Origin of the sequence: uncultured Brachyspira sp., from assembly GCF_949287625.1 — a bacterium.
Lineage (GTDB): Bacteria > Spirochaetota > Brachyspiria > Brachyspirales > Brachyspiraceae > Brachyspira.
Genome location: NZ_CASEGO010000109.1, coordinates 1 through 10540, shown reverse-complemented (window position 1 = coordinate 10540; position 10540 = coordinate 1). Strand labels below are relative to the sequence as shown.

The window sequence follows — 10540 nt, the reverse complement described above, 5'->3', positions numbered from 1 at the left end:
ATTTAAATGTTTAAATACATTTAAATTTAAATTTAAATGTATTTATAAATTTATTTTATTATAAATTACTAATCTGAAAAAATCAATACAAATTTTATTTTTTTGATATTTATTCTTAAATGATATTTACTTCATATAAGGTATTAAATATTAATAGAGGCATAATATGAAAATTACAGATTTTAATACTATTTATGAAGAATTATTAAAATGATATTTTTATAAATGTTTATTATCTTTGTTTTTAAAATACTTAAAAACTTATTTATAATTTTTTATAATTATTTTAAATATGATATTATTTTACAAAGCTAAAAGATTATGCATTAGCTTTTTATTAACTGATTTTTTATGAAAACTCTGTATATTTAAAACTTATAAAACTGCAGTAATTTACTTTTTTAGAAGAGTATTAGAAAGATAAAAACTTTTGATAAGTCTGCAGAGTGTGTGTTATAGTCCCAACAAATACTAAAATTTAAAAATTAATTTTTGACAAAGAACTGGGGTGTGGGGCAAAGCCCCGCAAATATCAAAATTTAAAAAATTTATTTTTTGACAAACTGTATTTGTTTAGGTATATACTGGAACGATTTTATTTTGTCAACTGATGTACATTATATAGAATTATCAACTTTTTTGCCGCACAAAAAAGTTGCAAAAAACGCAATTACTAGAACTTTATACTTTAAAGATATGTATTAAACGTATGGTAATACCCGAAATTTGGTCTAAAAATGCAGTCTTTTCGTCATAGGCGTACAGCGTATGGTTCTTTGTGCCGCACCGAAGGCGGACAGCGTCACAAAAGAACTGGGGTGTTGCGTAGCACACAGCGTGGTGGGCAAAGCCCCGCAAATATCAAAATTTAAAAAAATTATTTTTTGACAAACTATATTTGTTTAGGTATATATAAATAAAATTCTAAATATTAAATTAACTGCATAAAATTTATAAAGCCTATCTTTTAATTCTATTTCTAATATCATAATAATCACTCTTTTTAACAAATTCTATAATAGGTAAATGTACACTTATTTGAGCACCTATATCAACAGAAGCTAATTTTCCGATATATTTATATCCTTCACCTAATGAAGCCAAATTATTCTTTATCTATATTGTTGGTATGTCAAAATTAACATAGAATGATAAACTTACTAAAAAGAAATTTACACCAGTATAAAATTTTACATAAGGTATAACTAGATTATTAAATCTTGATGATAAAGTCTTGTAATCTAATAATGTATAATTGTCTCCTATTGAATATTTACCAGATAAAGGAACTTTAACACCGCCTCCTATACCTATTTGGAATATTGAAGGCCTCCATTCAAGACTAAGTCCAGTAATAATACTATCAAATTCATGTGTAAAGTCTTGATAATTGTTATAAAATTTAAAAGTATCTCTATACCAACCAAAATCTACTCCTAATACTATATAATGTAATTTGTCTATCGTAAAATATATTGACGGCTGAAATATAACGCCTGCTTCAAATGCAGATTCTGCCTGTTCTGTTAAATAGTCCGATAAGATACCAGTTTGATAAAAACTAGGATGGATTCCAGTTAATGGAACATATAAACTCATTACGAAATTATTAGAATATGCTAATGATGATGTCATTATAAATATATTAATTAGTATAATACTTTTTTCATTTTTCTTCCTTTAAAAGCTGATAAAATTGAGTAATAATTTATAATATTTATTTTTTTAAGAAATTGAAAAGATAAATAAGTGTTTAAATATTGCATAAATTAATTCCATTAAACTTTTATAAACCTAATAGTAGTATAAAGTTTTTGATATAAAAGTCAATATAAAAATATATACAGAAATATTATAATTTTTTTAATAATAAAGACTTAAATTATATTCCATTATCTCCAAATTCAAATATATCTAAATGTAAACCTATTTGAGCCCCTATATCAACTGAAGCCAATTTTCCGATATATTTATATCCTTCACCTAATGAAGCTAAGTTATATTTTATCTGATAATATGGTATATCAAAATTAACATAAAATGATAAACTTAAAACAACCAAATTTATACCTGTATAAAGTCTTACATAAGGTATAATCGTATTATTAAATCTGCTGTATAAGTCTCCTCCGCTTAATTTTATGCCATTGTTGTTTTCCAAGTATGCACCAGAAAGAGGAAATTTAACACCGCATCCTACACCTATTTGGAATATTAAAGGACGCCATTCTAAATTAATTCCAGTCATAATACTGTCAAATTGATGTGTAAAGTTTTTTGTAGTAGTTTGAAATTGAAAAGTATCTCTATACCAGCCAAAATCCAAACCTAAAGATATATAATTATAGCTTGCTGCACTTATTTTAAAATTCACTCTAGGCTGAAATATTACCCCCATTTCAAATGCTGATTTTGGACTTAATGATGAAGTTGTATTTAAATTATCGTTTTGATAGAGACTAGGAATACTTCCTCCTAATGGAATGTAAAGACCTAAACCTAAGGAGTGTGAGTAGGCTAATACAGATGTCATCATAAGTAAGCTAATTAGTATAATAATTTTTTTCATATTTTTTCCTTAAAGCAAATAAAATGTTGTAATAATTTATAATAATTCTTTTTGAAAAGATTGGGAGTTAATAAATGAATAAATTAAAAAGATAAATGACTTTTTAAATATGCATATATTAATTCCATAAAACTTTTATAAACCTAGTATCAGTATAAAGTTTTTGATATAAAAGTCAATATAAAAGTATATGATTTTATTATACTATATGTTGGTATTTATAAATTTTTACACTTTATTTTTTTATAATGAAAGTATTAAAAAGGGGATATATAAAAATATATCCCCAAAACTTTTTTCAATTATAGTGATTTATTTAATAAAAGTTAATCTATTATTTATTTTCTCCAAAATTGAATATATTGAAATGTAAACCTACCTGAGCTCCTATATCAACAGAAGCTAATTTTCCAGGATAACTATATCCCGCACCTAATGAAGCTAAGTTATCTTTTATCTGCATAGTTGGTATATCAAAATTAACATATAATGCTAAACTTACAAGAGTTAAATCTATACCAGCATAAAGTTTTACATAAGGTATAACAGGATTATTAAATCTTGCTGAAACATTTCCTCCATTTAATGATACACCATCTTTTCCTACAAGATATCTAGCTTTGAATGGTACTTTAACACCGCCGCCTATGCCTAATACAAATAGAGAAGGACTCCATCTAAAATTAAGACCAAGCATAACATTGTCAAATTCATGTGTGAAGTTTTGTGAAGCAGTTTTAAATTTAAATGTATCTCTATACCAACCTATATCTATACCTATAGATACATCATTATAATCATTTACGTCAAAAGTAACTCTAGGATTGAATATAACTCCAACTTCAAATGCCGATTTTGGACTTAATGATGAAGTTATATCTAAATTATTGTTTTGATAAAGACTAGGTATACTTCCTCCTAATGGAATGTAAAGCCCTATATCTAAAGAGTTAGAGTAGGCTAATGCTGATGTTATCATAAATAAACTTATTATTATAATGTTTTTTTTCATACTTTTCTCCTAATGCTATAAAACTAATTCACTCTATTCATATATAAAAAATATATGAATTATTAATTTTGTCCAAATTCAAATATGTCGAAATGCAAACCTATCTGAGCCCCTATATCAACAGAACCTAATTTTCCAGGATAACTATATCCTTTGCCTAATGAAGCTAAGTTATCTTTTATCTGCATATTTGGTATATCAAAATTAACATATAATGCCAAGCTTACGATAGTAATATTTATGCCAGTATAAAGTCTTACATAAGGTATAGCTGTATTATTAAATCTTGCTGAGAAATTTCCTCCGCTTAATTTTATATTATTTTTATCTTCCCAGTATGAGCCTGAAAAAGGAAGTTTAACACCTGCACCTATACCTAATTGGAATATTAAAGGACGCCATTCTAAATTAATACCAGCCATAAGGCTGTCAAATTCATGAGTAAAGTTTTGAGAAGTTGTTTGAAATTTAAATGTATCTCTATACCAGCCTATATCCACTCCCAAAGATATATAATGATTTGCTGTTTCGCTTATTTTGAAAGAAACTCTAGGCTGAAATATAACACCTACTTCAAATGCTGATTTCGGACTTAATAATAAAGCTGGATCTGCATTATTATTTTGATAAAGACTAGGAATACTCCCTCCTAATGGAATATAAAGTCCTATGCCTAATGAGTGCGAATAGGCCAATGCCGATGTCATCAGAAATAAACTGATTAGGATAATGTTCTTTTTCATATTTTATCTCCTTAATATTTATAAAAAATGTTTATGGAATATGATAGAAACATGAAATAATTTAGAATATTGACTTTGGATAAAAAAGTGAAAGAATAAACGAATGTTTTTGAAAAATATAGAATTATTAAAATAGAAATTTATATATTGCATAAATTAATCCACTGAAACTTTCATAAACCTTATCTAATAATAAATGTTTTATATATAAAAGTCAATATGAAAATATAAATTTTGTTATACTATACCTTGGTATTTATCTATAATAGAGAGAGTTTTTTTTGAAGCTCCGTTATTTTGTATAAGTAAATCATACGCTTTTTCTGCCAGATTATTTCTAAGTTCTTCATTTTGATATGCTTCCTGTATTATATCTGCTAGTTTTTCTTTATCTTCGCAGGTAAATACAGCTTCTTTCATATATTCGTAAATTTCTATAAAGTTATACATGTACTTGCCAACTATAACGGCCTTTTTAAAATAAATTGCTTCTAATATGTTATGTCCGCCCATAGTACCCATAAATGTGCCGCCCATTATAACTAAGTCAGAAAGTTTATACCAATTTAATAATTCGCCTATAGTATTTATAATTATTCCATCTTCTGAACTTTTTTCATAATCAGTATAAAGAGGCAAGTCATAATTTAATCTTTCTGCAAGTTTTTGTATATCTTCTCCTCTTTTAATATCCCTTGGAACTATTACTATATATACTTTATCTTTCAAATTGAGTTTATCTATTGCTTTTAATATTAATTCTTCTTCCCCAGCATGTGTACTTCCTGCTGTTATTACGAATTTGTTTACAGGTATAGTGTTTTCCAACTCATCTATCTTTTTTTCATCAGCATGATATGTTATATCATATTTTAAATTTCCAGTAACTGTTATAAGTCCTTCAGGCATTCCTATAGTAATCATATTTTCTTTATCTATATTGCTTTGTGCCAAGATTTTTGTGTACATATTGAAATATGGCTTAAAAAAGAATTTAAAATTTTTATATCCTTTTAATTCTTTTTTACCTATTCTTCCATTAATCATATATAGAGGTATAAGTTTTTTATGAAGCGAATATATTAGTGTAGGCCATATTTCTATTTCTGCTATCATAACATATTCTGGAGATATTAGATTAATAAGTTTATTAATCATATGAGGATAATCTAATGTAAGATAAAAAAGCTCTGCTTTATCACCATAATTCTTTTTTGCTATATCATATCCCCCTACAGTAGTAGTAGACAGATAAACATTATATCCTCTATCTATTAAAGTAAATACTATCTCTCTTACGGCTACTATTTCTCCTACACTTACAGCATGTATCCAAACAGCATTTTTATTGTTTTCTTTAGGATATATAAACCCAAGTCTTGATAAAGCACCTTTTCTAATAGGCTTATTAAATATCATCATAATAAAAAATGATATAAATATAAAAGGGTATAAGATATACCCAAAAATAGTATATATGCACATTAAAATTTTCTGCATTAAAAAAACCTATTATGAAAAATATCAATCAAAAAATAGCGATCATTGTCAATATAATAATTACCATATACATAAAAAAAGAAATTAAGGCTTTTACAATAGCATGCTGCTTTCTAGTACCCCATTCGCATCTGAAAGATACAATAATAAATAAAGCAAATAATAATATTTCTATGGCATTAATGATAATAAAAATAGCACTATATATACCTGTTTTTATATTATTATGCTCTATAATATAAAAAGCTGCTATAGGGAAAAGCATAAGTATAGAGGCATTAACTAATTTATGTATTAAAATATATTTATTAATATTCATAACATAGATTATACTAAATAAATATATTATGTCAATTAATTGCTAAATCAATTTTGAGATTTTTTTTAACTAAAATATAAGTATGTTTGAAATGATTTATAATATATGAGATTATTTAAATACTAATTATTACAATCTTCCATTACTTTGTTTTATAAACTTTTATAAATATCTTTTAAAGTAGTTTTTTTAAGTTCTTTTTCCATAGCATGCTGAACATTATCTAGTTTCGGCTGAAGTATTTCATTAATTTTACTTCCCACAGGACATTTTTTATTTGGGTTTTCATGAAAGCTGAAAAGTTTTCCTTTATCTAGGCTTTCTACAGCATTAAATATATCAAGTAATGTAACATTTTCTGTTTTTTTATTGAGACTTATTCCTCCAGTTCCTCTTTTTACAGTGATAATATCAGCTTTTTGAAGCTGTATTAATATGTTTCTTATGATAACAGGATTAACTTGAACACTTTCTGATATAAAATTTGATGTTATTTTTTCATCTTTAAACTCTAATATGCAAAGTAATGTATGAACCGCTATTGTAAATCTTGAACTAATTTTCATTAAATTATCCTTAAAATTATTAAAAAATTATAATATATTTATTTTCTTAATGCAAATAAAAAATTAAATAAACGAATTTAAATTTAGTTGTAATACTTGACATTACAATAAGGATATAGTATTATTGTAATAATAATAGTTACAATTAGGAGTAAATATGAATAAATTATTATTTTTAATAGACTATCTTATTAAAGAAGGTAATTATAAATATAATAAAGAACTAGAAAAGGCATTAGAAGAAAATAATGAAGAAGTACTGTATAACTATTTCAGATATTTAATGAATATAAGACTTCCTAATAATATAAGCGAAGAGTATCTTAAAATAGAAGATGAATATCTACAGGAAAGATTAAAAAATAAAATAATAACAAATATAGAAGATATAAAACCTATAAGAGATAATTTATATTTATGGCAGGGAGATATAACAACATTAAACATAGATGCTGTAGTTAACGCGGCTAATTCTTCTATGCTTGGCTGTTTTATTCCTCTTCATAAATGCATAGATAATGCTATACATAGTGCTTCTGGTACTAGATTAAGATTATGTCTAAATAATATAATGAAAGGAGAAACTGAGGATACGGGAAAATGTATAATAACTAAAGCATTTAATTTACCAAGCAGATATATACTTCACACAGTAGGACCTATAATACAGAACAGTGTTTTAAAAAAAGATGAAGAGCTTTTATACAACTGTTATAAATCATGCTTAGAAACGGCAAAAGATAATAATATAAAAAGCATAGCATTTTGCTGCATATCTACAGGTGAGTTCAAGTTTCCAAATAAAGAGGCTTCTCAGATAGCGGTGAATGCTGTGAAAGATTTTTTATATAATACTAAATATGATATAAAGATAGTATTTAATGTATTTAAAGATTTGGATTATGAGCTTTATTATGATATTTTAAAATAATTAGGAGAATTATAAATGAATGATAAGTTAGAATTAATAAAAAAATTAAAATCAAGTATAGAGAAATCAGATTATATATTAATAGGTGCAGGTGCAGGACTTTCTGTTTCTGCAGGATTTTCTTATGACGGAGAAAGATTTGATAAATATTTTAGTGAATATAAAGATAGGTATGGTTTAACTGATATGTATAGTGCTGGATTTTATAATTATCCTACTTTGGAAGATTTTTGGGGATATTTTTCGCTTCTTGTATATGTTAATAGATATGATATACCAGCAGATGAAACTCATTTAAACCTATTAGAAATAGTAAAAAATAAAAATTATTTTGTTATTACTACTAATGTTGACGGAAGATTTGAAGAGGCAAAATTTGATAAAGAAAAATTATTTAAAGTTCAGGGGGACTATTCTCTTTTTCAATGTTCTGTTCCATGCCGACAAGAAACTTTTTATAATGAAAAACAAATAAGAGAAATGGTCAAGTCAAGAAAAGATTTAAAAATAGCAAAAGAACTTATACCAAAATGTCCTCATTGCGGCAGCAATATGTCAATGAACTTAAGATGCGATAATACTTTTGTGCAAGACGATAATTGGTATTATTCTATGAATAAATATAAAAAGTTCCTAGATGAAGCAAAAAATAAAAATATATTATTTTTAGAATTAGGGGTAGGTTATAATACACCTGCTATAATAAAATATTCTTTTTGGGATATGGCTTTAAAAAATGAAAACTCTATTTATGTATCTGTAAATTTAAATGATTCATATGCCCCTGACAATTTAAAAGAACGCTCTATATGTATAAATGATGATATATCTAAAGTATTAGAATATATAAAAAGTTAAAATTTTAGTTGTAATACTTTACATTACAACTAAAACATGCTGTCATTATTGTAATAATAGCTATTACAATTCTTTAATTAAAGAAACTATTTTTATAAAAAGGAGAATTGAAATGAAAATTGCAATAATAGCAGCAAACGGAAAAGCTGGAAAATTAATTATGAATGAGGCATTAGAAAGGGGATTAGATGTTACAGCCATAGTAAGAGATAAAACAAAAATAAATAATTCAAAAGCAAAAGTTATAGAAAAAGATTTATTTGATTTGACAAAAGATGATTTGAAAGAATTCGATACTGTAGTAAGTGCATTCGGAGTGTGGGAGGAAAAAGAACTTGATAAGCATTCATTAGTTATGGAGCATTTATGCAATATACTTGCAAATACAAACATAAGACTTATGGTAGTTGGAGGAGCTGGAAGTTTATATATAGATAGCAGCAAAAAATTAATGGATAGTGAAACTTTTCCTGATATATTCAAACCTCTTGCAAAAAGTATGTCAAAATCATTTGATATATTAAAAAATAAAAAAGATGTTTTATGGACTTATGTATCACCTTCTGCTGATTTCCAAGCTGATGGAGAAAAAACAGGACAATACAATATAGGATTTGATGAATTACTTTTTAATTCAAAAGGTGAAAGTTCTATTAGTTATGCTGATTATGCTGTAGCTTTTGCTGATGAGATACAAAATAAAAAACATTTAAATCAAAGAATAACATTCTGTTGTAAATAACAATTATTAAAAAATATAGAAGTTAATAGAATATTATTTTTTATCTATTAACTTCTATTAATAATAGATATTTTTATATTAGATTTATTTTTAAACTACTTGACAAAATTAGTTATAAAAATTTTTTAATTATAAATATATATTTAATCTAACAAAATAAAGTTATTTCTATATATGCATACTTTATACATTTTTTATACTAAAAAATTTTAAATTTATGAGATAAAAATTATACTATTATCTTAATTAAATTTTGTTATATATATGTACTCTAGATTAAAAATATTTTATAATTATTTAATCATAAAATATATTAAAACTAAAAAGTGACAAAATATCATTTTTACTGATAATCTATTTTTCTAAGTTTTATTTATTTTATTAACAAAATAAATCACTCAAAAACTTTCCGACTCCATCTTCTTCATTAGAAAGCGTAATATAATCAGCTCTTTGTTTTACAGTTTCTTCAGCATTTCCCATAGCAACACCAATACCAGAATACTCTATCATCTCTATATCATTAAAATTATCTCCAAAAGCTATAGTATCTTTTATATCTATTTTTTTCATTTTGCATATCTGTTTTAAAGCATTGCCTTTATTTACTTCTTTATTTACTGCTTCTAAAAATAATTCCCCTGAAAAACAAGTGTGAACACTATCTAGTGAATCAATTTCTTTTTTTAATTTTTCTAAAATATCTCTTTGTCCTAATATTAGTATTTTATCAAAATTATAGTCATCAGTATTTTCAAGCCCTACAACTACATTGACAGTTTTTTCTCTTTGAACATATGATTTTATAGGGAAGTTTTCTTTTGATATTATATATTTACCGTTATTATAAACATGCATACATACATCATATTTTTTTGATAATTCTATTATTTGTTTAGAAGCCTCTTCTTCAATAGTCTTTTGAAATATTATTTTTCCGTTATTATCAGCAATAGAAGCTCCGTTAAAAATAATAGATAAATTGTTATTTTCTAAAATTTTATTATAATTTTTTATTCCTTCATAAGGTCTTCCGCTTGATAATACAAAATCTATATTATATTCATTAATAAGTTTCTTAATTATTTTTTGATTATATTCTGAAATTTCTTTATTGCTGTTAAGTAAAGTACCGTCCAAGTCTGCTGCTATTAATTTAATTTTTTCTTTTGGGATATGCATTATTTATTCCTCTAAATTAATTTTAATAAAAAAGTAATATTTATAATAAAAAAATTGCATTTTAATCTTTTATAATATATAATAAAAAATATGAATATTCAATATATTTATAATAATT

General features: G+C 24.8%; 10 protein-coding genes and 1 pseudogene. 3 read left to right on the top strand and 8 right to left on the bottom strand.

Annotated features, from left to right (window positions below; translation table 11 throughout):
• Positions 1 to 960: 960 nt before the first annotated feature.
• From Q1X91_RS13340 to Q1X91_RS13310, 7 genes and pseudogenes are all read right to left on the bottom strand, one after another.
• A pseudogene (locus Q1X91_RS13340) lies at positions 961 to 1635 on the bottom strand (hypothetical protein).
• A 247-nt stretch (positions 1636 to 1882) separates the two neighbouring features.
• Positions 1883 to 2569: a hypothetical protein gene (locus tag Q1X91_RS13335; RefSeq protein ID WP_300758518.1), complete on the bottom strand. Its 687-nt coding sequence runs from the start codon at positions 2567 to 2569 to the stop codon at positions 1883 to 1885.
• Positions 2570 to 2903: 334 nt separating this feature from the next.
• Positions 2904 to 3581: a hypothetical protein gene (locus Q1X91_RS13330; RefSeq protein WP_300758517.1), complete on the bottom strand. Its 678-nt coding sequence runs from the start codon at positions 3579 to 3581 to the stop codon at positions 2904 to 2906.
• A 62-nt stretch (positions 3582 to 3643) separates the two neighbouring features.
• Complete coding sequence (locus Q1X91_RS13325) at positions 3644 to 4324, bottom strand: hypothetical protein (RefSeq protein WP_300758515.1); 681 nt, start codon at positions 4322 to 4324, stop codon at positions 3644 to 3646.
• Positions 4325 to 4561: 237 nt separating this feature from the next.
• Positions 4562 to 5824, bottom strand: coding sequence for a glycosyltransferase N-terminal domain-containing protein (locus tag Q1X91_RS13320; protein ID WP_300758513.1), 1263 nt, complete (start codon positions 5822 to 5824; stop codon positions 4562 to 4564).
• Positions 5825 to 5852: 28 nt separating this feature from the next.
• Entirely contained in the window at positions 5853 to 6143 is a 291-nt protein-coding gene (locus Q1X91_RS13315; protein WP_300758510.1) for a hypothetical protein, read from the bottom strand.
• Between the two features lie 152 nt (positions 6144 to 6295).
• Positions 6296 to 6709 (bottom strand): Rrf2 family transcriptional regulator, encoded by a 414-nt coding sequence (locus Q1X91_RS13310; protein ID WP_300758508.1) that lies wholly within the window; start codon positions 6707 to 6709, stop codon positions 6296 to 6298.
• 157 nt (positions 6710 to 6866) lie between these two features.
• Between Q1X91_RS13310 and Q1X91_RS13305 the strand changes: the two genes are divergently transcribed.
• The 3 genes from Q1X91_RS13305 (at position 6867) to Q1X91_RS13295 (ending at position 9240) form a co-directional block, all read left to right on the top strand.
• Entirely contained in the window at positions 6867 to 7640 is a 774-nt protein-coding gene (locus Q1X91_RS13305) for a protein-ADP-ribose hydrolase (RefSeq protein WP_300758505.1), read from the top strand.
• Between the two features lie 15 nt (positions 7641 to 7655).
• Positions 7656 to 8498, top strand: coding sequence for a Sir2 silent information regulator family NAD-dependent deacetylase (locus Q1X91_RS13300; protein ID WP_300758502.1), 843 nt, complete (start codon positions 7656 to 7658; stop codon positions 8496 to 8498).
• Between the two features lie 112 nt (positions 8499 to 8610).
• The gene (locus tag Q1X91_RS13295) at positions 8611 to 9240 is read left to right on the top strand and encodes an NAD(P)-dependent oxidoreductase (RefSeq protein ID WP_300758499.1); all 630 of its coding nucleotides are present in this window, start codon (positions 8611 to 8613) and stop codon (positions 9238 to 9240) included.
• A gap of 381 nt (positions 9241 to 9621) precedes the next feature.
• Here Q1X91_RS13295 and Q1X91_RS13290 read toward each other — a convergent pair whose 3' ends face one another.
• Complete coding sequence (locus Q1X91_RS13290; RefSeq protein ID WP_300758496.1) at positions 9622 to 10422, bottom strand: Cof-type HAD-IIB family hydrolase; 801 nt, start codon at positions 10420 to 10422, stop codon at positions 9622 to 9624.
• Between the last annotated feature and the right edge of the window lie 118 nt (positions 10423 to 10540).